Consider the following 25,238-nt stretch of genomic DNA (forward strand, 5'->3'; position numbering starts at 1 on the left):
CCACCAGGGGTAGGCACCGCATGGCGAGGCGGCCCGTGCCGACACCACTCCCGGGCCGGGCGCCGGCAGCCAGGCATGGTGATGCCACGGTTGGTCTCGGTCGGGCGGGGTACACCGCCGCGAGTGGCGAGGGGTCCCCGGCGGGGTTCGCCCGGCTTGCCACCGGAAGCGCTCCGGGGGTTCCGATGTCGGGTTCATCAGCGCGGTCGAGCGGGCCGCGGATGTCCGGCGACGTGGTGGAGCTGCGGGTTCATGGCACCGCCACGGCGAGCGCCGGCCAGGTTCTGGACGTGTCGCAGGTCGAACAGGTAGCGGGCGACCGCAGTGGGGGCTTCTACCGACCCCGCCGCCCATGTTCGTGCCGCAGCGGCGACGACGGGGTGACGCTTGAGGCGTACCGCTGGGCCGACCTGCCCTCCGGAACCGTGGTCCGAACAATGTCGCTGGTGTTCCTGCTTCCGTTCATGCTGGCAAACGTCGCGATCTGGATGCGACCGGCGAACCCTGGCTCGGATGCGCTGGTCAGATCCCTGTGCCGGTTGCTGGCGCTCACTCTCACCGCGCTGTATGTGCTTGCCTTCGCCGGCGTCACGCTGGACCTGATCGCGTGGAAATGTCTGGGCTCGTCCGACTGCCTGGCCGGGCGCATCTGGTTGTCCTGGTTGGGTGGGCAACCGGTGGGCCTGCGCCTGGCGGCGCTCGCGGTGGTTCCGGCCGCCGCCATCGGCCTGCTCTGGCGGGCCAGCGCGCGACCACGGGAGGTGTTCGAAGCGTTTCGCGCTCCGGCGGACCAGGTCTCCGAGCATCGACTCAGCGAGATTGGCCAGTGGGACGCCGGGCCACTGGTGGGCCGGCTGCGCTCGATTCACGTCGCGGCGGCGTTCGCGACACTTGACGTCGCTCTGCTCGCCGCCCGAGCCGCGACCGGCGCCACGGCCGGCACGATCGCGCTTGCCGTGGCCAGCGGGACGGTGCTGGCCACCTGCGTGATCCTGCTCTGCATGCCCCGGCTGATCGACCGATCCTCCTCGGATCAGCGACTGGACCGACTGACCCGTGCGGTGCGGACGGTCGCCGTCGCCCTGACAGTCGTGGTGACGGCCCACGTCCTGACCAGCCCAGCGCCCTGGAACGAGGGGGGCGGCCTGCCCGGATACGGCGCAATCCTCACCTCGCTCTTCGTTGCCCAGACGAGCCTGCTGACGGCCCTTGGAGCTGTGCTGCTCCGGGGCCGGCGACGGGGCGGCACCCCGCTGCTCGGGCTGGGCGCGCTGGTGATCGCGGCCGGCGCGGTCAGTCTGGCGGTGGCGGTGTCCGCCGAGTTCGTCTACCGGGTGGCCGACTTCCTGGACCGCGACGCACCGACCGGGGAGGGCCTTGCCTCCGGACTGCCGCCGGCGTTCACCTGGGCATTCTTCGGCTTCTTCCGGGCAGTGCTGTTCACGCTCGTCGTAGCGGTACCGGTCGTCCTGCTCTCCCGACGCCGCCGACTCCGTGCCGCGGCGGCGATTGTCGCGTGCGACTACCCGGATCGCCCGGCCGGAGCAGCGGCCCGACTGCGGCAGGTGCGGAAGGCGATAGCTCGGGCTCGCTTCACGGAGAGACTCATTCCATTGGCAATGGTCTATGCCTGCCTCGCCGGGCTCGGGACGGCGACCACCACTCTCGGTCTGCTGCAGTTGCTCCCGAGCGAATCCGTGCAGCGCTACGCACGGCTGCCCGGCAGCCTGATCACCTTCGCCATCGCGTTCGGGAGCTGGGGAATCGCCGCGGTCATCGTCGGTCTGGCCATCGGCGGGATCTTCGCCTACCGGACAGTCGAATTCAGGCGCCACGTCGGTGTCCTGTGGGACCTGGGCACGTTCTGGCCTCGGGCCGCCCACCCGTTCGCGCCACCGTGCTACGCCGAACGAGCGGTGCCGGAGCTGACGCGACGCATCATCTACCTGGTCTCGCGCGGCAACGCCGTGCTGCTGACCGCGCACAGCCATGGTTCCGTCCTGGCCGCCGCGACCGTGCTCCAGTTACCGCCCCAGGTCAGCAGCCGAGTCGCGCTGCTCACCCATGGGTCACCACTGAGCCGACTCTACGCGCGACTGTTCCCCGCCTTCGTCGACGACGAGGTGCTGCACGAGATCGGCGATCGGGTGGGGTGGCGATGGGTGAACCTGTGGCGCGACACCGACTCGATTGGCGGCTGGATATTCTCCGCCCGCCGGGCGATCGCGCCGGTGACCGTCGCCCACCCGGCGGCAGAGGTCGATCGCCGGCTACGAGATCCCGCGGACGTGGTTGCCCTTCCGGGGGACAGCGTCCCGCCACCGATCCAGGGGCACCGGCCCTCCGGGTCGGACCAGCGGTACGCCGAGGCGGCCCGTACGTTGATCGAGCGCCTTCGCCGGTGAGGCGGACCACTCACACGGTGGCGAATCCCTCCCGCCAGGAGGGATGGGTCGGGACCCAGCCGAGGTGCGTACGGGCGAACCGGTTGCTCGCTCCCCGCGCCCAGCCGTGTCGCTCGCCCCGGGTCACCGCGGGTGCCGGCACCCCGGCCGCCGCGCAGAACGCGGGCACCCACTGCGACGCGGCGGCCGGCTCATCGTCACAGACGTTGACGACGCCGACGGGCCACTCCAGGGCCGCGACCGCGGCGGCGACGGCGTCGTCGACGTGCAGCAGGCTGCTCACGTCCGCATCGGCGGGGACCCGGCCGGCGGCGGCGAACTGGGCCATCAGGCCGTCGCGGGCGTACCAGGTGCCCGGGCCGTAGAGGGTGCCGTACCGCAGCGCGACCCACTCGGGCGCCTCCTGAACGGCGGATTCGAGCGCGGCGACACCTGCCACACTTGTCTGCCGCGGTTCGGCGGCGTCGTGGTCGAGCGGGGTCTTCTCGGTCGCGGGCTCGGCACCCGGCTCGTATGCCCAGGCGATGCTCTGTGCGACGATCCGGCGCACCCCGGCGGCGAGCGCCGCGTCGACCAGGTTGCGGGTCCCGGTCCGACGCAGACGCGCATTGGCGGCGAGGTCGCCGCTGCTCAGGCTGGTCAGTTGGTGCATCACCACGTCAGGGCGGGCGTCGCGGACGGCGGCCACCACCGCGTCCCGGTCGAGCACGTCGACGGCAACCTGGCCGTTGCGGGCCAGCCCGATGACCTCGTGCCCCTGGGCGGTCAGGAGCGGCCCGAGCCGGCGGCCGATGACGCCTGTCGAACCGGCGAGAACGATACGCATGATGGTGCCCTCCGTCAGTTCGTCCGGGACGAGCGGCGGTCCTTGCGCTGTTCGAGCTCCTCAGGGCTCACCAGCACCAGCATTTCCCGGTCGGGCGCGCACACCATGACGACCAGGAATGTGGTCACCCGATCGGGCAGGTTGTTGGCGGACCGGTAGTGGATGACATCGCCGCCGGGCTCCCAGAACGCCTCACCGGCCTTGATCACCCGTTCGGGCTCGCCCTCCAGCTCGAAGATCATCTCCCCCTCGAGCAGGTAGCCGAAGACCGGGCCGGAGTGCCGGTGCGGTGGCGTGCCCGGGTCACCCGGTGGTAGTTCGATCGTCGCCGTCATGACGTGCGAGCCCTCCGGCAGCTCCGGAGGCACAGCCGTGCCCAGCAGCACGATTTCGTTGTTTCCGATCTTCATGGTCTGCATGAATCGAACGTATCCCCGACCGGACCAACCCGATGGACCAGTTAACGACCAACCTGTTGGACCAGTCGGCGGAGCCCGGACAACGCCTCCTGCCAGGCATGATTCGGCGGCGCCGCGTATCCCAAGACCAGGGCCGCCGCCTGCCGCTCGTCCACCGGATCGTGCCAGTAGCCGTTGCCGTGCAGGCCGATCAGCTGCAGCCCCTGACGGACCCCGGACTGGATGAGCCAGCGCTCCGTCGCCACGGACGCCAGCGGCAGCAGCGCGTGCATGCCGGCCGCGATGCCCTCCAGTGGGGTCGCAGTCACCTCGGCCAGATGGTCGGCCAGCTCGCTCCGGCGGCGTCGGTAGGTCAGGCGCATGCGGCGGACGTGCCTGTCGTAGCCACCGCTTGTGAGCAGGTCGGCCATGGCGAGCTGGTCGATCGCGGAGACTGCGGCGCCGGCCTCCATGATCATCTTCGTCAGTTCGCGACGCAACGGCTCGGGCACGACGAACCAGCCCAGGCGGACGCCCGGCGCCAGCGACTTGCTCGTACTGCCGGCGTAGACGATCCGTTCCGGCGCCAGCGCCTGCATGGCACCCACCGGGCGCTGGTCGTAGCGGAACTCGCCGTCGTAGTCGTCCTCGATCAGGAACGCGTCGTGCTCCCGTGCCCAGGTGACGAATCGGTAGCGGTGCTCGGGGGCGAGCACCGCTCCGGTCGGATGCTGGTGCGCCGGAGTGAGCAGAGCGGCCTGACCCGCCGCGTCGTCAGGATTGGCCCCGCCCGTGCCGACGCTGAGCGGGGTGACCGTCAGACCCGCGGCGCGAAGCACCACGCGGTGCGGGGCCAAGCCGGGGTTCTCGGTGGCGATGGCGCGTACACCGCGCCGGTGCAGCGTCCGCGCCAGCAGGGAGAGTCCCTGGGTGAATCCCGCCGTGATCACCACCGCGTCCGGGTCGCAGCGAACTCCACGGGTACGCGCGAGATAGCCGGCCACCGCCGTCCGCAATCCGAGCAGCCCTGTCGGCTCGGGGTAGTCGAGCATGCCGCGCGAGGCAGTTGCCAGGGCCCGGCGGACACTGTCGGTCCAGGCCGCTCGGGGGAACGAACCGAGATCGGGAACCCCCGGCCGCAACTCGATCATCGGCCCGGCCGGCGGCAACGGCCGCCGTTGCCCTCGCGGGCCGGGCGGATCATGGAGTACGTCCGCCACCCGGGTGCCCGAGCCGGGTGCCGCCACCAACCACCCTTCCGCCACCAGCTGCGCGTACGCCTGCACCACCGTGCCCCGTGCCAGGCTCAGGTCGGCGGCCAGACTCCGGCTCCCCGGTAGACGAGACCCGGCCCGCAGCCGGCCGGTCCGGATGCTCTCCCGTAACGCGCTCTCCAGCGAGCGACCCGGGAAACCCGCACCCCGATCGAACTCCAGATGCAGGTCAAGCGACTTCGCCACACCGCAACGATCTCACCCGCGTGCCTTCGGGTATTGCTCGAACCGGGCGAGTTTCTGTGGGTTGAGGACGATGAGCACCCGCGAAGGGACTGTCGGTGCGACTCTGCTGGTCGTCTGTCATCGTGTACCAGCCGGTGTACGCCTCCTTCACCGCCTGTTCGGCGACGTCGACCGAGCCGACCAGGTGGTACGCGAGGTTCTTCAGGAGGCGCCGTTCGGCGACGACGGCGAACCGCTGGGCGGACCCGATGAACGAGGACCAGTCACCCGCCGCACCACAGTTCGCCGCACCAGACGGACGGGGCTCCAAGCTGACCGCACTGGTCCGGATCGCCCTCGCCGTCCTCTTCCTCGACGAACTCGTTGTCGGTTTCTGGAACCAGTTCTTCCCCGAGAGCTTCTACAACAACTTCCCGACCGTCACCCTCACCCCGCCGTTCAGTGAGCACTACGCGCGAGACTTCGGCGGCGCCACCCTCGGCCTGGCCGTCGTCCTCGGCGTAGCGCTCGTCGCACCTCGGGCCGCATTCGTCATCCCCGCCGCAGCGGCGTTCTCCACCTACGCCATACCGCACTTCTTCTTCCACGTGACCCACCTCGGCCACGCCAGCCCCGGCGAGGCGGTGTTCCTCACGATCGCCAACGCCGTCGTCGCTCTGCTCGGCCTTCTCGCCATCACCCTGACGCTCGTCCGAGACGCCGGGCACCGCCGCAGTGGAACCTGAACGCCAACTGTCGTGGGAACGCGCGGCTACAGTGCGACGCGATCCGTGCCGCTCACCCTCGCCCGCCGTCCACCCCCGGGGCCGCGGCGGTTCCCGGGAAGCGTTCCGCGAACGTGCGAAACACAGGTGTTCCCGGCACGTTGTCGAGGATGGCGAACACCACGTGGTCGAAGCGATCGACCTCCCGCAGGGCGTCGGCGAAGGCGTCGGCCACCGTGGCGGGATCGTTGCGGAAGACGCCGCATCCCCACGCTCCCAACACCACAGTCCGCTGTCCGTGCGCGGCCGCGACCTCCAGCACCCGGCGAGCACGTCGGGCCAGCACCGCCGGTACGTCCGGACCGTGTTCGGGCTGGTTGCGCAGGATCGCGCCCAGGTTCGGCGCCGCGGCGGTCAGGAACGACGCCGTGTACGGCTGGTCGAGCAGGTCGCCCCTGTCGTCCCGGAACACCGGCACGTCCGGCGAGAAGATGACGCGGTCGCTGTACCGCAGGTCCCGCTGGTCGCGGTGGAACGCGTAGAACTCCCGGGCGGCGAGGAGACACGGGTACAGCGCCGAGGACCGGGCGATGCTCTCCTCCTGCGCCTTCGCCCCGCCCAGGAACCCACCACCCGGGTTCTTCGCCGAGGCGAACACCAGGCAGGCCGCTCCGGGCGCCAGTCGACGGGCTGCCTGCAACGTCGACTCGTTCGTCACCTCCACCCTGCGGCCGCCGGGCTCGGCGCTTTCCGCCGCGGGCACCTCGTCCGGCAGGTGGAGACGAGTGCCGGCGACTGCGGCACGTACCAGCTCGCCGATGCCCACCTCGTCGCCCGCGGCATTGCGATAGCGACCCGAATCAGCGATTGCGACCGTCTGCCGGGCGATCTCGCGAAGACGACCGCTCACCCGGCGTACCCGTCCGCGCTACGACAGTCGTTCACCATGATGAGCAAGTTAGGCAGTCCCGCCCCGACGGGCAAGCGGTTTCGTACGTGGTTCTCGGGTACGCCTGCGCCAGGCGTCGATGATGTCGGGGCGGAGCAGGTGGCCGAAGCCGGCGCGGTCGAGGCGTTGGACCAGGGCGTTCCTGTCGGCGCCGAGTGTCGCGGCGGTGGCGTCGAGGTCCCAGTCGTTGGCGGCGAGCTGGGACAGCAGATGCCCACGGCGGGTCTGGGCAGCCGACAGCCGGAACGTCTTGAGGTAGGCCAGCCGGCCGGCCTCGTCGGTGATGGTCTCGCCGATGTGGTTGTCGGTGTCGAGGTCGAACGCGGGCAGGAACCGCGCCAGGGTGAAGCGACCCATGCGGTGCACAGGCGTGACGGTGAGTCGCCCGGCGGCGAGCAAGCCATCGGCCAGGCCGGCGTGGAAGGACTTCCAGTCGGCATCGGCCCGGGTCAGCTGGGCGCGCAGGTCGGCGATGCTGGCGACGCGGGTGTCGTCGAGGCGGGGGCTGAACTCGGGCACGGCCGGATACAGGTGCGCGTAGTGGAACAGCAGCTCACCGTAGAGATCCTGCAACAGCGTGGGGTGCAGGGCGCGGTAGTCGTCCGGGTGCGGGACGACGAACGCGGCCGCGAGCGCGTCTGCGGCGTACAGCATCATGCCGCACTGGTCCGGGTGGATCTCGAAGACGCGCAGCGCGTCGTCGAGGCCGGCGATGCTGGCGCCTGTGTAGCCGGCCTCCACCCGGGGGGACAGGCCGCAGGTGACGGCATGGTGGGTCCATTCCTGCCAGGCGATGGAGGGGCCACCGAACTGCAGCGCGAGGTAACCCTCCAGGGCCAGGTGCAGCGGCAGGAAACGCAGCCGCTGCCGGGCCTCCCGGCGAGCCAGGCGACGGCGGAACGTCAGCCGGATACCGCTCGGAGCGCGGGTGTCGGCGGGGGCGCGGAGCTGGGTGCCGTAGGCGGCGGCCGGGGTGGCGTCGGTGGTCCAGGTGGCGACAAACGAGTGCGGGATGTAGGAGACGTACGCCGTGCGGGGCTCGACGTGGACCACTGACAGTTCGTCGGGGTCGTAGAGGCGGGCATGCAGGCGCAGATCGGTGACGGGGCTCGCCCGCAGTAGCGGGACGAGGCGGATCGCGCCCCACGTCTGGGCGGGGCCCGCCGTCAGCCCGGTCAGGTCGATCCCGTCGCCGGCGTTCGTCACGGCGCTGCCCCCTCCGGGGTGAGGAACCGCTCGACGCGGTCGGCGAGGTGGTGGCGCAGCTCGTCGAAGCCGGCGCTGCCCGTGGCGAAACGAGCCAGTTCGACGAGCGCGGCGACGTCCTCGGCGTCGCGGACACCGACGGTGGCCACGCCGGCGGCGAGACGGCGTACGTCGAACGTGTCGGCGTCGTAGACGGGGTTCAGGTGCACGACGCTCGTGGCCTGGTGGGGATCGAGGCGGCTACGCCACACCCGCAGCACCTCGGCGGCCTGCCCGGGTGGGGCGTTGTCCCAGCCGTCGGAGACGATGACGAGCCGGTCGGGGCGGTGTTCGAGGCCGTCGACGATGCGCGTGCCCAACCCGGTGGCGCCGATGGGGTGGACCAGCAGCGGGTCGCCGCGGTGGTGCAGCCACAGTCCCGTGTAGTCGGCGGCCAGGGACTCCAGCAGATAGTGCGTGGCCAGGGCGACGGCGAGCGGCCGGCGGCGCTTCACACCGGAGCCGGCCGCGGAGTAGCTGTCGTCGAGGACCGCCACCACCCGTCCCCAGGTGCCGGCCTGGCGGCGGGCGGCCCGGCGTGCGGCGGCCTGGAGCGCGCCGGTCAGCTCGTCGCGGCGTCGGGCGCGTTCCGGGCGGGGCAGCGACAGCACGTGGATCGCGAGGCGGGTCAGGGGTGCGGTGGCGAGGTCCATCGCGATCGACTCGACCCTGTGCCGTGCGGCGGTTCCCTGCAGCCGCAGCCGTTCACGGTCGGTGAGCCTGGGCGCGATGCCGGTCAGGAACCGGGCCCGGTCGATGCCGTGCTGGGCGGCCAGCCCCTCGGCGACTGTGTACGGCAGCTCGTACAGGGCCCGCTGCTCGTAGTGGGCGCGTCGCCACGCCTCAAGTATCGGAGTCTCGTAGCGCTTCGGTCGGCGCCAGTCGAACAGCACCGTCCCGACCTCGCCGGGAAGTGGCAGGTGTGCGTGCCGGGCGGCGACCGACAACGATCGGCGGTACTTGATCGCGTCGAACGCCGGGTCGGGTCGCGCCGCCACCCAGTCACGCACTATGGCGCGGGTGCGCCGGTTGTTGATCCGCAACCGGCGCAGCTCGCGGATCACGCCGTACACCCGCTGTGGCGGCAGCGACCGCAGTCGCGCCGCGATCAGCCGCCCCTCCACCGCCCGCTGCGCGGCGCTGGCCTCCCGCGCGGTGCGGAGCAGGTTCGTCACCACCAGGGCCGCGTTGCGGTCGTTGACGTCCAGGGCCAGGGTCGCGGCATACAGGTCGCGGTAGTTGCCCAGCACGTACTCGTGCAGGAACCCCAACGACAGGCGCTGCGCGGCGGCGTCGGAGCGGAACTCGCGCTGGGCCGTCGAGGCGATCGCGGCGTTGACGAACATGACCACGTCCTCGCACGCGACCCGATCCGCCCGCGACATGACCGCGACCCACCCTTCCCTGCTGTGACGACGGGGCCGGCCGGGGAATGGGGGCACGAACTGCGAAGCATCGCTTCAGAGGCGGGTTCCGGAAGTCGCACCGAAGTCCCGCGGCCGGCCCGGCCACGATACCCGCCACGGGTGCTTGTGGTGCCGAGTGCCGCAGGCGATGAGGATCCCGCAACGCGGCCCTTGTGCCCGAGCAGCGAGAAGAGAGATCATCACGCATGCTCGACCCCTCCCCCGAGGACGACGGAACCGCGCCGACCGTCTCCACGCCACAGTTCGTGGGCCGTGATCGGGAGATGGCGGCGCTTCGCGGCGCCCTGGCCCGCCCACCGGCGATCGTGCTCGTGGAGGGCGAGGCGGGGATCGGAAAGAGCCGACTGCTGCGGGAGTGGCTGGCCGCGCCGGAGAGGCGCACCGCCCTGGTGTCGGTGTGCCCACCGCTTCGCGAGTCGCTGACGTTGGGGCCGATCGTCGACGCGTTCCGGGGGATCGACCGCCCGGTGTCGCACCTGCGGCTCACCGAGCTGGCGGGTGCGTTGCAGCCCCTGTTCCCGGAATGGTCCGCGGACCTGCCGCCGGCACTGCCGCCCCTGGACGATGCGAAGGCGGCACGGCATCGCCTGTTCCGCGCCCTGGACGAGCTGCTGCGGGCCATGCGTGTCGACGTTCTCGTGCTGGAGGACGCGCACTGGGCCGACGAGGTGACCCTGGAGTTCCTGCTGTTCGTCACCTCCCGACAGCAGTCGCACGGACCGAGCCTCGTGATCTCCTATCGGCCGGAGGAGGTGGACGACGGATCGCTGTTGCTGCGGCTGACGTCAAGGTTGCCCGCCGGCGTGACCCAGCTGAGGATCGCCCTGGCGCCCATGCAACCCGACGACACGGCAGCGCTGGTGTCGTCGATGCTTGACGGCAACCCGATATCGCAGGAGTTCACGACGTTCATGCACGAGCGGACCGGCGGTGTTCCGCTGGCCCTGGAGGAGTCCGTTCGCCTGATGTGCGACCGCGCCGACCTCGTCTTCCGGGACGGACAGTGGGTCCGGCTGAAGCTGCGCGAACTCCAGGTGCCGCCGACGGTGCGCGACTCCACCCGCGAGCGGGTGAGCCGTCTGTCGCCGACGGCGCAGCAGGTGTTGCGGGCCGCGGCCACGTTGGCCGAGCGGTCCTCGGTGGCCACGATCGCGATGACCGCCGGCCTGTCACCGGCCGCGTGCCGAGGCGCTGTCGCGGAGGCGGCCAGCGCCGGCGTCCTGGACGGCGACGACCGCGGCCGGTGGCGGTTCCGGCATGTGCTGGCCGCCACGGCCGTGTACGAGGCGATCCCGTTGACCGACCGCAGACACTTCCACCTGCTGGCCGGCCGGGCCCTGGAGCACGATTCTCCGCCGGCCGTGGCACGCCTCGCCCACCACTTCCGCGAGGCGGGCGAAACGCGGTCCTGGGCACGGTACGCCGAGCAGGGCGCCGAGCTGGCGATGGCCTCGGGTGACCACACCAAGGCTGTCGACCTGCTTGTCGATCTGATGACGCGGGCCGTGCTGCCGCCCGTGGATCGGGCACGGGTCGCGCGCATCGCCGGAGTCGCCGCGCTGGGCCGCCGCGAACCGGTCGACGGGGTCTACCACCGGGTGATCCGTACTCTGCGCTCGGTGCTGGAGACCCCCGGCCTCTCCGCCCGGCAGCAGGCCGAGATCCGCAACCCCCTGGGTCGGCTCCTCATCACCGGGGGCGAGGCGCAGGCGGCGCTCAGCGAGCTGGAGCAGGCGGTGGCGAACCTCGACCATGACCCGGTCGAGGCGGCTCGGGCGATGACCTACCTCGGCTGGGCCTACGCGGGACCGTGGCCGGCGTCGACGCACAGGCGTTGGCTCGATCGCGCCGCCGAACTCACCGCCGAATTCGACTCTCCCGCGGAGCGGCTGAACCTGGCCGGCAACCGAGCCGCGGCGTTGCTCATGCTCGGCGAGGAGGAAGCCTGGGACGTCGTCGCCGACCTGCCCGTCGACGGCGCGACCGCGGCGGAGCGTCTCGACGTGGCCCGCATCCACGCGAACATCGGGACCGGCGCGCTGATCTGGGGTCGGTACGCCGACGCGGAGGACCACCTCGCCGTGGCCCTGCGCCTCGCCGAGGCCGAGCAGGCGTTCCGGTTACACCACAACGTCCGACTCGAACTGGCCAACCTGGCGTGGCTCACCGGTCGGTGGGAGGGCCTCGCGGAGCGGAGCGCGGCACTCGCCGATGCCGACCGCGACCGACCGGCGCACTACCTCGGCAGCATTCGCCTCGCTGCCCGGCTGGCAGCCGCGGCCGGACGACGACGCGCAGCCGAGGAGCAGTTCCGGCTGGTCCTGGAGGAGTCCGCCCGTCTCGGCGCGGCCGACGACACGATGGAGGCCGCCGCCGCGCTGGCCAGACTGTGGCTGACGGACGGAAACAGCGGCCGGGCGCTGCACATCACGAACGAGCCGATGGACACCGTACGGAGGAAGGGCATCTGGATCTGGGCGACGGATCTCGTCCCCGCCCGGATCGAGGCGCACCTCGCCGCGGGCGACCGGAAGGCCGCTACGCGCCTGGGCGACCAGTTCGCCAGGGGACTGCGTGGCAGTACGGCGCCGGCGCCTCGCGCCGCGCTCACGGTATGCCGTGCCCTGCTGCTCGCCGCGGCCGGAGAGCACGCCCGCGCGGCGACGGCGTGGGATCGAGCGGCGCGCGCCTGGAGCGCGTTGCCCCGCCCCTACGACGCGATGCTCGCCCGCGAGCGTCAGGCCGAGGCGCTCATCGCGCACGGCCGGATCGACAAGGGCAGAGAGCTGCTGGCGACCCAGTACGAGCAGCTGTTCAGGCTCGGCGCCCGCGGTGATGCGGATCGTGTCGCGCAGCGCCTTCGCGAACACGGCGCCGAGGTCCCGAGACTGTGGCGCGGCGGCCGGCGCGGGTACGGCGACCAGCTCTCGCCTCGCGAACTCGACGTGGTCCAACTGGTTGTCGCCGGCAAGACGAACCGGGAGATCAGCCGGATCCTGGCCAAGTCTCCGGCCACTGTGGACCAGCAACTTCGTGCGGCGATGCGCAAGCTGAAGGTGACCTCCCGGACGGCGCTCGCGGTCAAGGCCGTGGAGGCCGGAGTGTTCGCGGAAGAGGACTCTCTCGACGACGCGTCATGAATATTGACGTATCCGCTGGATAGCGAAGGTCACGTGTCCCGCCGAGCATGAGTCCATGATCCATAGCCATTGGGCAATGCATGCCTGAGCGACACGTCGCGCGTGACGACGCCGCGATCGAGCAGCAGCCGCCACCTGAGCCGCCCCGCGAGCCGCGCGTCAGTGCCCCCGACGCCCATGACGCCGACGGTGCCGACGACCACATGAACCACGACCCCTACCAACCCCTGTAGGTCGAAGGACTCTCATGAAACTCAAAGCCCTCGCGGCTTCGCTTGCCGTAGCGGTCGGCCTGAGCATGATCCAGGCACCACCGGCATCCGCCGCCGAGCCTGATCCAGGCCCCGCCAACAAGATCGCCTCGAACCTCAAGGACCGCTTCCGCGCGCAGCCACAGTCCGACTTCTGGATCACGTTCGAGACCGGAGCCGACCTCGGGCCGGCGAAGAAGCTCAGCGACTGGACCGCACGTGGTCAGTTCGTCTACGACGCGCTGAACGCGGCGGCGAAGAAGTCCCTGGCATCCGTCGCCAGCGACCTCGACCGGGCAGGCGTCACGTACACCTCCTACCCGATCGCCAACGCCGTGCTCGTCAAGGGGGGCACCGAGAAGCTCGCCCTCAACGTGGCCTCGAAGGTGCAGGTCGCCGAGATCCACGCGACGCCGCAGGTCGCGCTCGTCGAGCCGGTGGACGAGAAGATCCCCACCGACCAGGCTGCCCGACCCGCCGCCGGAAAGAAGGCCGCCGAGGCAGGCACCTCCACGTGGGGTCTGGACGCCATCCACGCCCCCGAGGCCTGGGCCATGGGGGCCACCGGCGCGGGCATCACGGTGTCCAACCTCGACTCGGGCGTTCAGTTCGACCACCCCGCCCTCATGCAGCAGTACCGGGGCACGAAGCCCGACGGCACCATCGACCACAACTACAACTGGATGGCCACCCGGGGCACGTGCACGGGAGCGCCGTGCGACGACAACGGACACGGCACGCACACCATGGGCACCATGGTCGGTGACGACGGCACCAACCACGTCGGCGTCGCGCCGGACGCGCAGTGGATCGCGACGAACGGCTGCTGCGACAGCACAGGCGTCGAGTCGCTACTGCGGTCCGGCTGGTGGCTGCTCGCCCCGACCGACCTCCAGGGCAACAACCCCGACCCGTCCAAGCGCCCCCACGTCATCAACAACTCGTGGGGCCAGACCGTAGAGCACAACTTCGACGACTTCTTCCAGGCCATCGACGAGGCATGGAGCGCCGCGGGTATGTTCAGCGTCTGGTCGTCGGGCAACACCACGCCGTACGCGGACTGTGACACCGTCTCCTCGCCCGGCTCCGCCACGAGCGCCTACTCCGTCGGCGCCTACTCGTCGGACGGCACGCTCGCGGCGTTCTCCCGCAAGGGCGAGGGCGAAGGCGGCCGGATCAAGCCCGAGATCTCCGCCCCGGGTGACCTCGTCCGTTCGTCCTATCCGAACAACAGCTACGTCGAGATGTCCGGTACGTCGATGGCGGCACCGCACGTCGCCGGCGCCGTGGCGGCGCTCTGGAGCTACGACCCGACTCTGATCGGACAGGTCGAGGAGACCCGCCGCCTGCTCGGCGAGTCGGCAGTCGACGTCGACGACACCGAGTGCGGCGGCACCGCCGAGATCAACAACAAGTACGGCGAGGGCCGGCTCGACCTCGTTCGCCTGCTGAAGCTCGCGCCCCGTAAGGGCGGCACCCTCACCGGTGTCGTCACCGCCGACGGCGCCCCGGTCCCCGCGGCCGACGTGACGATCAGCGGGCCGTTCAGCCGGTCGATCGGCACCGACAAGGACGGCCGGTTCACGACGAACCTCCCGGTCGGCGACTACCAGCTCAGCACCAAGGTCTTCGGCTACCTGACCGCGACCGCAAACGTCACCATCACTCTCGGCCAGGACACCTCGGTCAAGCTGCCGCTCACCGCCGCCGCCAAGCACGACATCAGCGGCCGGGTCGTCGACGACAAGAAGCAGCCGGTCCCGAACGCCGACGTGTCCGTCACGGACACGCCGCTGAAGCCGGTGCGCACCGATACCAACGGCGCGTTCACGATCACCGCTGTGCCCGAGGGCGCGTACAAGCTGGCCGTCAAGCCCAACGCCTGCTTCTCGCCCAGCACGGTCCCGCTGACCGTCGGCGCGCAGAACCCGTCGACCGAGATTTCGGTCGGGCTCGTCGTCGACAAGGGCGGCTACAGCTGTGCCGTCGCCGACGGCGAGTACCTGCGCGGCACCGAACCGGTAGCCTTCGGCAGCGGCGTGTGGGCCACGGTGCAGCTGCCGTTCCCGATCGCGCTCTACAACGGCAGCCACGACAGCCTCGGCATCGGCCTGCGCGGCGTGATCGCCCCGGACGGCGCCACCGGACCCGGCTATGGCGGGGCCGGCATCTTCCCGTTCTACGTCGAGACCCCCGTCGAGTTCGCCCCCGGTGGAGGCGTCTTCACGGCAGCCACCAAGGTCAACGGCGAGGACGCGTTCGTCATCGAGTACCGCAACGCCAAGCTCTGGGCCTATCCGGACCGGACGGAGTACACCGAACCGGTCAACTTCTCGGCCACGCTCACCCGCTCCGGCACGGTGATCTTCGGGTACGGCGACGGCGTCGGGTCCGACGACCCGGTGACCGCCGGCGTGCACGCCGTCACCGGCATCCAGGGCTGGGCAGGCGTCGACGGCATCCGGTTCTCCGACCACGCCCCGGTGCTGCGCGACGGGATGGTCGTCACCTACGACCTGCCCGACTTCGGGTACCTCGACGCGACAGTCGTCGACAAGAACGACGGGCAGCCGGTGGCCGGTGCCAAGGTCTCCTTCAGCAACAAGGACGGCCTCGTCGAGACGGTCACTACCAACGGGACCGGCGTCGTGCATCGCCAGCTTCCGGTGGGCGACTACACCATGACCGTCGACGCGCCGAACTACACGACCGCGGCGTACCCGTTCTCGCTCGACAAGCTCTACGCCAAGGCCACGGTCGACGCGCGGCTGATCACTGGCGTCGCCGGCCTGAAGGCCGACGGCCTCGACGCGCTGTTGGGCGCCGACCAGAACGGCACGGGTTCGCTGACGCTCACCAACAACGGCTCCGCCCCCCTCACGTACAACCTGGGTGAGGCCGCGCGTCACCCCGAGCTCGACGCCGCCGGCGCCACCGGGCGCACCGGGAAGGGCGCGGCCAGCACGATCGACCTCGCCGCCTGGAAGACCGGCGCGAGCGGGATGAAGCCGTCGAACGTCGACGGCAAGGCCGCGACGGCGAGCGCCGCTGAGGCACAGGCGGCCGCCAAGGTCGGTACGACCTCCGGCGGTGACGTCATCACCCGGATCGCCATTCCGGGCACGATCGCGGAGAAGGAGCCCTCCGGCGTCGGGTACGACGGCGACGTCTGGGTCCACGACTACAACGCCCGGACCAACACCGCCTACACAGTGACCGGCAAGCCGACCGGGAAGGTCTTCGACGCGGCATGGAACCCCGCGTACCGGGCGTTCGACATGGCGCTCGACACCAAGACCGGTGACATGTGCCAGATGGAGGACAGCCCGGCCAGCTTCATCCACTGCTTCAACACCGACACCGGCAAGGAGACGAGGCAGATCAAGGGTGACTGGTCCACGCTCCAACTGACCGGACTCGCCTACAACCCGACGCAGGACGTGTTCTATGTCGGCGGCCGGGCGAACGGCATGATCGGCACCGTCGCCGGCACGTCGCACGACAACCCGGGTGCGCTGCTGTCCTTCTGCTCACCGCCGCTGCCCGAGGTGATGGGCCTGGCCTACAACCAGGCGTCCGACACCATCTGGTACACCGACCTCACCTCGAACCGGCCCACCCGTCTCCTCCAGGTCGACCCCGACGACTGCTCGCTTGTGAACGCGTGGTGGTTCCCCGGCCAGAAGGCGGGCCAGGGCGGTGGCCTCGAGACCGACTCGACAGGCGCGCTGTGGGCGGTGGACCAGGTCGCCGACGACGTCGCGCTCGTCGACGTCGAGGACGACCTGCTCACCGACCTGCCGTGGCTGTCGCTCTCCTCGACCGGCGGCACCCTCGCCCCGGGCGAGTCGACGACTGTCAAGGTCTCGCTGTCCTCGAAGGGTGCCAAGCCCGGAGTCCTCGGCGCGAACATCGTGGTGCGGTCGGACTCCGGACGCCAGTCCAAGACCTACGTCCCGGTGACGCTCACGACCACGAAGTACCAGGTCGGCGTCAACGCCGGTGGCGCGAAGTTCACCGACGGCTCCGGCTACGCCTGGTCGGCGGACCAGCCCGCCGGCAAGAAGACATGGGGCTACGAGGGGAAGACCAAGGTCGCCGCCACGAACGCCGGGATCGCCGGCACGACTGACGACGCCCTGTTCCAGTCGCAGCGCACCACGGCGGACAAGCAACTGTTCTACACGTTCCCCGACGCGCCCAAGGGCACCTACGCGATCGACCTCGGGTTCGCCGAGATCGACAAGGTGGCCAAGGGGAAGCGGGTGTTCGACGTCGTCGTCGACGGTGCGCTGACGGACTACGCGTACGACGCGGCCGCGGCCGTGGGGCCGAACGCCGCCGACTGGCGTAAGGCTGTCGTGCAGCACGAGGGTGGTCCGCTGACCGTGGAGTTGCGGGGCTCGAAGGGCCTGAAGGCCCCGAGCATCGCCGCCCTGCGGGTGACGCGCGACCCGCGCGCGGACGCGGTGGAGCCGGACCCCGAGCCCGAGCAGCCGGATCCGGGTCCCGTACCTGTGGCGCCCGCAGGTCGCTCGTACTCGATGAAGGTGACCGACGGGCTCTACCGCCAGGGCACCCAGGAGTCCGGGTGGCACGGCGACGACCTCTGCGGCGTGCTGTGGTTCGACTCCAGCTTCGTGTTCCCGTTCTACGACACGGCCTGGGACGGCGTGTGCGTGACGACGAACGGCACGCTTGCCTTCGACCGCGCCAGCACGTCGGGGAGCAACACGGCACTGCCGTCGCCGTACCCGATCGACGCGATCTATCCGCTCTGGGACGACCTCATCGTCGACGACGAGGCGGGCATCTACTACGGCACCACGACCGTGGACGGGCTGGCGGCGCAGGTGATCGAGTGGCGCAACGTCGCCTTCTACGGTGACCAGACGGCTCGCGTGAGCTTCTCGGTCACCCTGATCGCGGACGGACGGATCCAGATCGGGTACGGCGACGGCGTCGGCGGCGACAACCCCCTCACCAAGGGCTCGTCGGCGACTGTCGGCGTGGAGAGCCTGACCCGCAACCCCGCCGGCCAGTTCTCCGTCAACCAGACGGTCCTGAAGGCCGGTCTGGGCCTGGAGTACACCCTTCCGGCCGCGGGCACGATCGAGGGCACCGTCACCGACAAGAACGACGGCAAGCCCATGGCGGGCGCGATCGTCACGCTCAAGGGGCCGAACGGTGAGCGGGTCATCACGACCGACGTGAAGGGCCGGTGGAAGACTCAGGCGCTGGTCGGCGAGAACACGGTGCAGATCGAGGCGCCGAACTACGTCACCGTCAGCCACCCGGTGACCATCACGAAGAAGGACCAGGCCGAGGTCGTCGACACGGCGCTGACCACGGGCATCGCCACCGTCACGGGAGCTGACCTCGACTGGCTCCTCGACAAGAACCAGAAGGCGACGGCCGACGTGACAGTCACGAACACCGGCTCCGCCCCGCTCGACGTGCGGGTCAGCGAGCAGCAGCGCACAAGCGACGGCGGACACGAGGCCGCCGACCTTGCCTGGCTGGCCCTCACGGGCGCGGCCGCGACGGGCACCGTCACGCTCGCGGCCGGCGCGTCCACCACGGTCACGGTGACGGCCGACAACGCCGGCAGCAAGCCCGGTGTGCTCGTCGGGGACGTGCTCGTGGCGTCGAACGCCGGCAAGGGCGAGACCCAGCTCAAGCCGGTCCGACTGGCGACGTCCGCCTACTGGAAGGGCGTCGACGCGGGCGGTTCGGGGTACGTCGATTCCGACGGCTTCTTCTGGGCGCCCGACCAGGCGCTCGGCTCGCGCCCCTGGGGCCACGTCGGCGGAAAGGTGAATACCACAAGGGCCGACATCGCCGGCACCGAGGACGACGCGCTGTTCCGCACCCAGCGGACCGGCCAGACGTTCACCTACGTGTTCAAGAACGCCCCCGCCGGCACGTACCGGATCGGCCTCGACTTCGCGGAGATCGAGAAGGTCAAGGCCGGCAAGCGTGCGTTCGATGTGCTCGCCGACGGCAAGGTCGTTCTCTACGACCACGACGTGCAGGCGACTGTCGGCGCGCTGACCGCGGAGACGAAAGCGGTCACCGTCGAGCACACCGGTGGCGATCTGAAGATCGAGCTTCGCCGCGACAAGGGCGAGGCGGACCCGATCCTCAACGCCCTGAAGGTTCAGCAGGACCCGCGCCTCTGAGAGTGGTTGCGCAGCGGAGGGGGCGGCGGGTGATTCCCGCCGCCCCCTCCGGCACTGTCACTTCCCGTACAGCTCGAATTCGTAGAGCGAGAACCCGTACGAGGTCGCCCGCTTGACCCCGTACACCCGTACGTAGCGGGCGGTGACCGGCGCGAAGGTGGCGTTGTCGACGCCGCCGTTACCGGTGGTGGTGGTGAACACAGGCGTCCAGGAGCTGCCGTCGCCGGAGACCTCGATCCGGTACGAGGTCCCGTATGCCGACTCCCAGCGCAGCACCGCCCGACTGACCGTGCGGGCCGCGCCGAGGTCGACCCGGAGCCACTGGTTGTCGTTATAGCTGCTGGCCCACCGGCTGTCGAGGCTGCCGTCGACCGCCTTCCCCGGGGTGTAGCTGGTCAGGAACTGGGTGCTCGACGCGGTCGCCGAGCGGCCCTGGGCCAGGTTGGTGACGTCGTCGCCCCGGTGCGCCGGGAACGAGACGACCTGTTGGTAGGTGGGGCGGTTCTGCCAGGCGATCAGCGGGTGGGTGATGCCGCCGAGGCCGGACTGGGCGATCGAGTCGGCGCACCACTGGTCACCGGCCCCGCAGGACTTGTCACCCGGGTACACGGTGGTGGCCGGCACCGCGGCGGCCTGGCCGAGCGCGTCGAGCAGCGACTGCCGGCATGCGCCGACGTTGCCGTCGCCGCAGTACGCGCGGCCCAGCCCACCGGCCACCGGGTCGCCGAGCACGGTGCGCAGGTCCTTGTCGACGTAGCCCCACCAGCCGTGCTGGAACGACGAGCCCTTGTGTGCCTGCCCCTGCGACGCCCAGCTCGGGGCGCCGTCGCGTCCCCCGTTCTGGCCGCCCGACGGCGCCTCGTTCACCTCGATGGCGTCGACCAGCGCCGCGTAGAGGTCCGGGCCGAGGCCGGGGCGGAACTCCGCCGAGGCCAGCAGCGGCCACCACGCGTCGAAGATCCGGATGGCGTCGGCGTGCTGGTAGACCTTCGACCCGGGAGACGTCTCCACCCGTCGGGTGCCGGCCTGCTGCCAGGCCCGCAGCTTGCCGATCGCGTCGGCAAGCGCCGGGTCAGTGACCGGCGTGCTGTCCAGCACCCGCAGCAGGTCACCGAGGACCTGCTGGCCGCGCAGGTCGGTCACCGCCGCATCCGCCATGATCTTGACGACGTCGGCCCGGCCGAGCTTCCGCTGGGCGATCGCGGCGCGCACCGGGCCGTCGAGCAACTGAGCACGGTGTACGGAGCCGAAGCTGAAGTTGCCGTCCGCGGCCCCGAAGTCCTTCGCCTGCTTGTTGTTCCAGCTGACGTAGTAGTCCTGGTTCACCGACTGCGGATGCGCCGACGCCGGGGTGTACGTGGCGTCGTTGGTGTCCGGGTTCCAGCCAGCCCACTCGTACGCCGGTTCGGCCTTCGTGGGCAGGTTCGGGTCGGCGGTGGACGGACGAACCGGGTTCGAGCCGGAGTTGAAGTACGCCGCCTCGGTCGAGTTGACGTAGAACCAGTTGAACGCGTACCCGACGCTTGCCGCGGACGCCTGGAACGCCGCCGCGCTGCCCATCGCCGACGGGTCGTTGAAGGCCTGGAAGCCGATCGCCGAGTCGGCCTCGTGCCGGTAGGTCGAGCGCAGCTTGGTGAACGCGGTCGGCTGCCCGTTCACCAGCCCCCGGTAGGCCACCAGCCCGTACTTCGTGCGCAGAGCCCGCAGCGTGTACGAGCCGGCCGGGGTGGAGTCGGCAAGCGTCGGGGACCAGGAGTTGCGCTGCTCCAGCGCCTCCATGGCGAGGCACTGCCCGTGGTAGAGGTAGCGGTTGGTGCGCAGCGTCGGCGCGCTGCCGTCGGTGGTGCACAGCGGCACCGCGTACGTGTCGGTCAGGTCCTGGGAGGCTGAGGTGGCGCTCCACGCGTAGTCCTGACCCCGGCCGAGGAGCACGTAGAGGTTGAGCCCGGCGAACGCGGCGCCGCGCGCGCTGATACCCGGCCCCTGCAACTCCTGGAGCATCAGCAACTGCGGTGCGAAGTAGCCGGTCTGCGGCCCGAACACGGCGACCGGGTTGCCGGTGGTGGTGTGCTGTCCGGAGACCACGACCGCGTTGGACATGCCGTGCGCGCGCAGGTTGGACAGACCACCAAGCAGTTCCTTCGTGGCGGTGCTGGCGCCGGCGCGGGCGGCGGCCCCGCCTGTGGCGTCGTACGCGAGGGGCTCGGCGACCACCGAGCCGGCGTCGGGGAGCACCGCGCTCGTCGCGCCCGGCGGCGTCGCCCCGTACGGGAAGCTCTGCCCGTCGTGCAGGGTGAGCACGGTCTCCGGGTCGTTCTGCGACCGGAACGCCGCCCAGACCCGGTCGCCCTCGGTGGCACCGTACTTGGCTCGGGCGGCCACCCGGACCAGCGCGGACTGGATCTCGCTGCCGCCGCCTCCACCGAAGAGCCCGCCGACGACACCGGCGGTGGCGATGAGGTCGGTCATGGTGAAGTGCGTCGGCTTGCCGGCGCCGGCGAGCACGTACTCGCCCGGGTAGTTGTCGTCGGCGATCGACTTGTCGATGTAGGCATTGATGCCGGCGATGTAGTCGACCACGTCGGTGTAGAGCTGCTGCCCCCGGGCGCCCTTGGTCCGCAGCGCGTCCACCTGTGCCTGGAGGTCCGCCTCCGTGTAGGGCGAGTTGGCCCAGACACTCTGCTCCAGTTCCCGGTTGCCGGGGGCGCCGCCGGCGAACGAGGTGACGTTGCCGCGGCCGACGTGCCGCAGCAGGTCCATCACCCAGAGCCGGTCCTGTGCCCCGGCGTAGCCGGCGCCGAACATGGTGCCGGCGCGGGTGGTGCCGGTGACGTGCGGCACGCCTGTGGCCTTGTCCCGCACGATGGTGACGTCGGCGCGCGGCGAGACGGTGCTCTCCACCTGCGCGGCGGGAACGCCGAACGAGGCGTCGTTGTAGAAGTGGGCGATCTGCTCGTCGGTCAGCCCGGCGTAGTTGTAGACCAGGTTCGCGTACTCGTCGAGTTGGTCGCTGGAGTGCGCCGGGCGGGTGCCGAGCGCCTGGTGCGCCAGGATGGCGACGAGCGTGGCGTTGCCGTTCTGCCCGGGGGGCAGGATGTCGGCGCACTGGCCGAGGCAGTAGTCGTTGGCGGCGAACGTGCTGGCGGCCAGCGCCGGCGTCGGCGGGGTCACCGTCAGGACGCTCGCGGTCAGGGCGGCGGCGGTGAACGCCGCGAGCCGGTTACGGACAGTGGGACGGGGCATGGCGATCCTCCGGGGACGCGGAGTCGGGCCGTTCGGTCACGCCCGGCTTCCGGTGCCGATGTCTCGCCCTCCTCGCCCGGGCGATCCGCCAGGAGGTGAGAGTGACTCATGTCTATTCCCGGGCAATGATCGACGCAGGAACCCCGTTCGGGATACCCGTCGTTCACCACGCGCCAATGCCGACGTTTCGCCGCCTTCCGGCCAGAGGGGACGAGCGGCGGACCACCTCGTCCGCGCCGAGCAGGGGGCCGGCCCTCTCACGCCCTGGCCGGTAACGCGCCCTCCCGGCGGGATGACGTGGTGAGGCCAGCGACGAGCAGCAGGTACCCGGCCAGTTCGACCACCGCCGTGAGCGCCGGCACCGGTTGCGGCATGGACAGTGTGGGCCTGATGGCATCCCCGCCGAACAGGGCGTTGACGCTGCCCACGTACAGGGGCATCGGGACCATGGTGATGCAGGTGTCCATCAGCGGCAGCGCCATCAGGGCCAGCAGGACCGCACCGATCGACGCGAGCCGTCGACTGTGGCCGGCGAGCGCCGAGGCGAGCGCCAGCGCGGTGATCCCGAGGGCCAGGGGCGGCAGGACGGCCATGCTCACGGCCATCATCAGCTCGGCCACATCGGTGCCGGCCCCTCGTGGAGGGTCGGCGACAACGGCACGCCGAATGCTGACGACACGGAAGGCCGCGTACCCGATGATCAGCGCCGCCCCCACGACACCCGGCGCCACCGTTCGTCGCTGCCAGCCACCGCGACGCCACGCGACGAGCAGCACCAACACCACAGTCAGCGACGCCCAACAGAGCGAGAAACCCATTTCCAACGCGGACGGCACCTCAGGGTCCGGACCGGGCCCGAAAGTCATCCCGCCGTATTCGGCGCCGTCCCGAGGAGCAGGCGTCGTGCGGACCGCGTCCACGAGCAGGACCGCGAGGGCGGTCCCCAGCGCCCATCGGGAACCGGGCGACCGGCTGACCAGGGCGCAGGCGAGGAGCAGACCGATGCTCACCACCTCTGCGAAACGCCAGATCGGACGGGCCGTCAGGACGCCCGCACCATGGAAGGCGGCGCCGGAGGCAGCAGCGGACAGGAGGAGAAGCCGAAGACGCACTGGCGCATCCTGTCAGGCGCATCCACTGTCGCGGGGGCGCACGAGATCGCTCCGGGGTGCGGCGGGCGCCAAGGGCGATGTCAGGATGGCAGCGTGCTGACCATCGGCCCGTTGACCGAACCCGATCGCGACGAGTGGGAAGGGTTGACCCGAAGCTTCCACGCGCACTGGGCCGGCCGCCCGGGTCGGCCCGCGACCGAGGTTGACGACGATGGCTACGAACGGACGTGGCAACGCCTGGTCGACGGAGAGCAGATCCGTGGCGTCTGTGCACGGCTCGACGACAGGATGGTGGGCATCGCGCACTACCTGTTCCACGCAAGCGTCTGGGGTGCCGGGCGCTGCTACCTGGCGGACCTGTTCGTCGATCCGCAGGTGCGACGGCGAGGCATCGCGACGGCGATGATCGAGTGGGTGGCCAGGGATGGCGATGAGCACGGCGCCCCACGCCTGTACTGGAACACCGAGATCGACGCCGACGCTCGCGTCCTGTACGACAAGCTCGCCGTCTACCGGGGCTACATCGTGTACAACTATTCGCGGCCCGCCACCACCGGCGCGACGTGAACCAGACCGTCGCTCACCTCGGGTCCGCTCCGGGCGGCGGCAGCCCGTTCACGGCCTCCGACGGCTCGCTTCGATCGTGGATATGTGTTGCTCGGCCCACGCTCGGACCACTGCCAGTGGAGCGTCCAGGGAGAGACCCAGGCTGGTGAGCGCGTAGTGGACCCGCGGCGGCACGCTCGCCTCGACCCGGCGGGTGACCAGACCGTCGCGGCACAGGCTCTGCAGCGTCTGCGACAACATCTTGTTCGACACCCCGGGGGCGCGACGGCGTAGCTCCGCGAACCCGAGCTCTGCCGGATGGCTCTCCGCCAGCACCTTGATCAGCATCGACGTCCACTTGTCGCCGATCCGGTCGAGCAGCTGCCGAGTCGGACAATCCGGGCTGAAAAGGTCCCCGGTTACCGCGGACTCACCAGGTGGCGCGAAAGTGCCGTCTTGCCAGGTCACCGAATATCTCCCATGTTGAGCAGGTAACCAATGGTAACCAGCAGGGGATCAGACATGGAATTGCGCAGAATCCGGACAAACGGCACCGAGTTGAACGTCGCCCTGGACGGCGCGGGCCCGCCGGTGCTGCTCATGCACGGCTGGCCGCACACCTGGCAGGTCTGGCGCGAGGTGCTGCCGTTGCTGGGTGGACGGCGCCGCGTCATCGCACCCGACCTACGAGGGCTCGGCGACAGCGCCCGTGCGGCGGACGGGTTCGACGCGGTGACCGGCGCCGGCGACATGCTCGGCCTGCTCGACGCGCTGGGGGTCGAGCAGGCCGAGGTCGTGGCCCTGGACGCGGGCGTGCCCGCCGCCTTCCTGCTCGGCGCCCTGCACCCCGCGCGGGTGCGCCGCCTGGTGCTGATGGAGGCGACCCTGCCCGGCCTGCCCGGCGGCTTTCCGGCGCCACCGTGGTGGTTCGGCTTCCACTCGGCCCCTGGGCTGGCCGAGACGGTGCTCGAAGGCCACGAGGCCGAGTACCTCGACTGGTTCCTGACGGCCGGCACCTTCGAGCGTCGGGGAGTGCCCCCGGAGATCCGCGACGCGTTCGTCAGTGCGTACACCGGCCGTGAGGCGCTGCGCTGCGGCTTCGGCTACTACCGCGCCGCCGAGCAGAACGCCGCAGCGATCGCCGCAGCCGGCCGACTGACCACGCCCACCCTGGCCGTCGGCGGCAACACCGTCGGCGACCTGCTCCACCGGCAGCTCACCCCGATTGCCGACGACCTGAGCGGTGAGCTGATTCCCCACAGCGGCCATCTCGTGCCACTGGACCGCCCGGACGCCGTCGCGCAGTTGCTCCGCGTCGACTCCGCAGGGCCCTAGCCGAGCGGCGGCAGG

General features: G+C 70.8%; 16 protein-coding genes. 7 read left to right on the forward strand and 9 right to left on the reverse strand.

Going from position 1 to position 25,238, the window contains the following annotated elements; all coding sequences use genetic code 11:
* Window positions 1-221 precede the first annotated feature (221 nt).
* Window positions 222-2,405, forward strand: a complete 2,184-nt coding sequence (locus tag OOJ91_RS08195) for a hypothetical protein (protein ID WP_266244025.1) — start codon at window positions 222-224, stop codon at window positions 2,403-2,405.
* Window positions 2,406-2,415: 10 nt separating this feature from the next.
* Here OOJ91_RS08195 and OOJ91_RS08200 read toward each other — a convergent pair whose 3' ends face one another.
* The 3 genes from OOJ91_RS08200 to OOJ91_RS08210 are packed head-to-tail and all read right to left on the reverse strand — an operon-like array spanning window position 2,416 to window position 5,089.
* Complete coding sequence (locus OOJ91_RS08200) at window positions 2,416-3,231, reverse strand: NAD-dependent epimerase/dehydratase family protein (RefSeq protein ID WP_266244027.1); 816 nt, start codon at window positions 3,229-3,231, stop codon at window positions 2,416-2,418.
* Between the two features lie 14 nt (window positions 3,232-3,245).
* Window positions 3,246-3,650, reverse strand: a complete 405-nt coding sequence (locus OOJ91_RS08205) for a cupin domain-containing protein (RefSeq protein ID WP_266244029.1) — start codon at window positions 3,648-3,650, stop codon at window positions 3,246-3,248.
* A 41-nt stretch (window positions 3,651-3,691) separates the two neighbouring features.
* Complete coding sequence (locus OOJ91_RS08210) at window positions 3,692-5,089, reverse strand: PLP-dependent aminotransferase family protein (protein WP_266244031.1); 1,398 nt, start codon at window positions 5,087-5,089, stop codon at window positions 3,692-3,694.
* 248 nt (window positions 5,090-5,337) lie between these two features.
* On the opposite strand from OOJ91_RS08210, the gene OOJ91_RS08215 reads away from it, so the two are divergent.
* Window positions 5,338-5,814 carry a hypothetical protein gene (locus OOJ91_RS08215; RefSeq protein ID WP_266244033.1) on the forward strand — a complete coding sequence of 159 codons (477 nt, stop codon included), beginning with the start codon at window positions 5,338-5,340 and terminating at the stop codon, window positions 5,812-5,814.
* 52 nt (window positions 5,815-5,866) lie between these two features.
* On the opposite strand, the gene OOJ91_RS08220 is transcribed toward OOJ91_RS08215, so the two are convergent.
* Genes OOJ91_RS08220 through OOJ91_RS08230 form a run of 3 tightly spaced genes read right to left on the reverse strand, consistent with a single transcriptional unit; the run spans window position 5,867 to window position 9,372 of the window.
* On the reverse strand, window positions 5,867-6,703 hold the full coding sequence (locus tag OOJ91_RS08220; protein ID WP_266244035.1) for a TIGR02452 family protein: 837 nt from the start codon (window positions 6,701-6,703) through the stop codon (window positions 5,867-5,869).
* Window positions 6,704-6,751: 48 nt separating this feature from the next.
* Entirely contained in the window at window positions 6,752-7,948 is a 1,197-nt protein-coding gene (locus OOJ91_RS08225) for an ARPP-2 domain-containing protein (protein WP_266244036.1), read from the reverse strand.
* On the reverse strand, window positions 7,945-9,372 hold the full coding sequence (locus OOJ91_RS08230; protein WP_266244037.1) for a hypothetical protein: 1,428 nt from the start codon (window positions 9,370-9,372) through the stop codon (window positions 7,945-7,947). Before OOJ91_RS08230 ends, OOJ91_RS08225 begins: the two co-directional genes overlap by 4 nt.
* A 227-nt stretch (window positions 9,373-9,599) precedes the next feature.
* On the opposite strand from OOJ91_RS08230, the gene OOJ91_RS08235 reads away from it, so the two are divergent.
* The 3 genes from OOJ91_RS08235 to OOJ91_RS08245 all read left to right on the forward strand — a co-directional run bounded on the left by OOJ91_RS08235 (window position 9,600) and on the right by OOJ91_RS08245 (window position 18,987).
* Window positions 9,600-12,554: an ATP-binding protein gene (locus tag OOJ91_RS08235; protein ID WP_266244038.1), complete on the forward strand. Its 2,955-nt coding sequence runs from the start codon at window positions 9,600-9,602 to the stop codon at window positions 12,552-12,554.
* Between the two features lie 80 nt (window positions 12,555-12,634).
* Window positions 12,635-12,787, forward strand: coding sequence for a hypothetical protein (locus OOJ91_RS08240; protein ID WP_266244039.1), 153 nt, complete (start codon window positions 12,635-12,637; stop codon window positions 12,785-12,787).
* A gap of 14 nt (window positions 12,788-12,801) precedes the next feature.
* Window positions 12,802-18,987 (forward strand): S8 family serine peptidase, encoded by a 6,186-nt coding sequence (locus OOJ91_RS08245; protein ID WP_266244040.1) that lies wholly within the window; start codon window positions 12,802-12,804, stop codon window positions 18,985-18,987.
* A 57-nt stretch (window positions 18,988-19,044) separates the two neighbouring features.
* Here OOJ91_RS08245 and OOJ91_RS08250 read toward each other — a convergent pair whose 3' ends face one another.
* On the reverse strand, window positions 19,045-22,230 hold the full coding sequence (locus OOJ91_RS08250) for a penicillin acylase family protein (protein ID WP_266244041.1): 3,186 nt from the start codon (window positions 22,228-22,230) through the stop codon (window positions 19,045-19,047).
* Between the two features lie 257 nt (window positions 22,231-22,487).
* Window positions 22,488-23,240 carry a hypothetical protein gene (locus OOJ91_RS08255; RefSeq protein ID WP_266244042.1) on the reverse strand — a complete coding sequence of 251 codons (753 nt, stop codon included), beginning with the start codon at window positions 23,238-23,240 and terminating at the stop codon, window positions 22,488-22,490.
* A gap of 48 nt (window positions 23,241-23,288) precedes the next feature.
* On the opposite strand from OOJ91_RS08255, the gene OOJ91_RS08260 reads away from it, so the two are divergent.
* The gene (locus OOJ91_RS08260; protein WP_266244043.1) at window positions 23,289-23,909 is read left to right on the forward strand and encodes a GNAT family N-acetyltransferase; all 621 of its coding nucleotides are present in this window, start codon (window positions 23,289-23,291) and stop codon (window positions 23,907-23,909) included.
* A 48-nt stretch (window positions 23,910-23,957) separates the two neighbouring features.
* Here OOJ91_RS08260 and OOJ91_RS08265 read toward each other — a convergent pair whose 3' ends face one another.
* The gene (locus OOJ91_RS08265) at window positions 23,958-24,356 is read right to left on the reverse strand and encodes a winged helix-turn-helix transcriptional regulator (protein ID WP_266244044.1); all 399 of its coding nucleotides are present in this window, start codon (window positions 24,354-24,356) and stop codon (window positions 23,958-23,960) included.
* A gap of 54 nt (window positions 24,357-24,410) precedes the next feature.
* On the opposite strand from OOJ91_RS08265, the gene OOJ91_RS08270 reads away from it, so the two are divergent.
* Window positions 24,411-25,223: an alpha/beta fold hydrolase gene (locus OOJ91_RS08270; protein WP_266244045.1), complete on the forward strand. Its 813-nt coding sequence runs from the start codon at window positions 24,411-24,413 to the stop codon at window positions 25,221-25,223.
* Window positions 25,224-25,238: the final 15 nt, after the last annotated feature.

Source organism: Micromonospora lupini (assembly GCF_026342015.1).
Lineage (GTDB): Bacteria > Actinomycetota > Actinomycetes > Mycobacteriales > Micromonosporaceae > Micromonospora > Micromonospora lupini_B.

Excerpts from the sequence above, each read along its gene's own strand:
- OOJ91_RS08195 (WP_266244025.1), top strand. The coding sequence starts at position 222 with ATGTCCGGCGACGTGGTGGAGCTGCGGGTTCATGGCACCGCCACGGCG.
- OOJ91_RS08200 (WP_266244027.1), bottom strand. The coding sequence starts at position 3,231 with ATGCGTATCGTTCTCGCCGGTTCGACAGGCGTCATCGGCCGCCGGCTC.
- OOJ91_RS08205 (WP_266244029.1), bottom strand. The coding sequence starts at position 3,650 with ATGCAGACCATGAAGATCGGAAACAACGAAATCGTGCTGCTGGGCACG.
- OOJ91_RS08215 (WP_266244033.1), top strand. The coding sequence starts at position 5,338 with ATGAACGAGGACCAGTCACCCGCCGCACCACAGTTCGCCGCACCAGAC.
- OOJ91_RS08230 (WP_266244037.1), bottom strand. The coding sequence starts at position 9,372 with ATGTCGCGGGCGGATCGGGTCGCGTGCGAGGACGTGGTCATGTTCGTC.
- OOJ91_RS08235 (WP_266244038.1), top strand. The coding sequence starts at position 9,600 with ATGCTCGACCCCTCCCCCGAGGACGACGGAACCGCGCCGACCGTCTCC.
- OOJ91_RS08240 (WP_266244039.1), top strand. The coding sequence starts at position 12,635 with ATGCCTGAGCGACACGTCGCGCGTGACGACGCCGCGATCGAGCAGCAG.
- OOJ91_RS08245 (WP_266244040.1), top strand. The coding sequence starts at position 12,802 with ATGAAACTCAAAGCCCTCGCGGCTTCGCTTGCCGTAGCGGTCGGCCTG.
- OOJ91_RS08250 (WP_266244041.1), bottom strand. The coding sequence starts at position 22,230 with ATGCCCCGTCCCACTGTCCGTAACCGGCTCGCGGCGTTCACCGCCGCC.
- OOJ91_RS08260 (WP_266244043.1), top strand. The coding sequence starts at position 23,289 with ATGGAAGGCGGCGCCGGAGGCAGCAGCGGACAGGAGGAGAAGCCGAAG.
- OOJ91_RS08270 (WP_266244045.1), top strand. The coding sequence starts at position 24,411 with ATGGAATTGCGCAGAATCCGGACAAACGGCACCGAGTTGAACGTCGCC.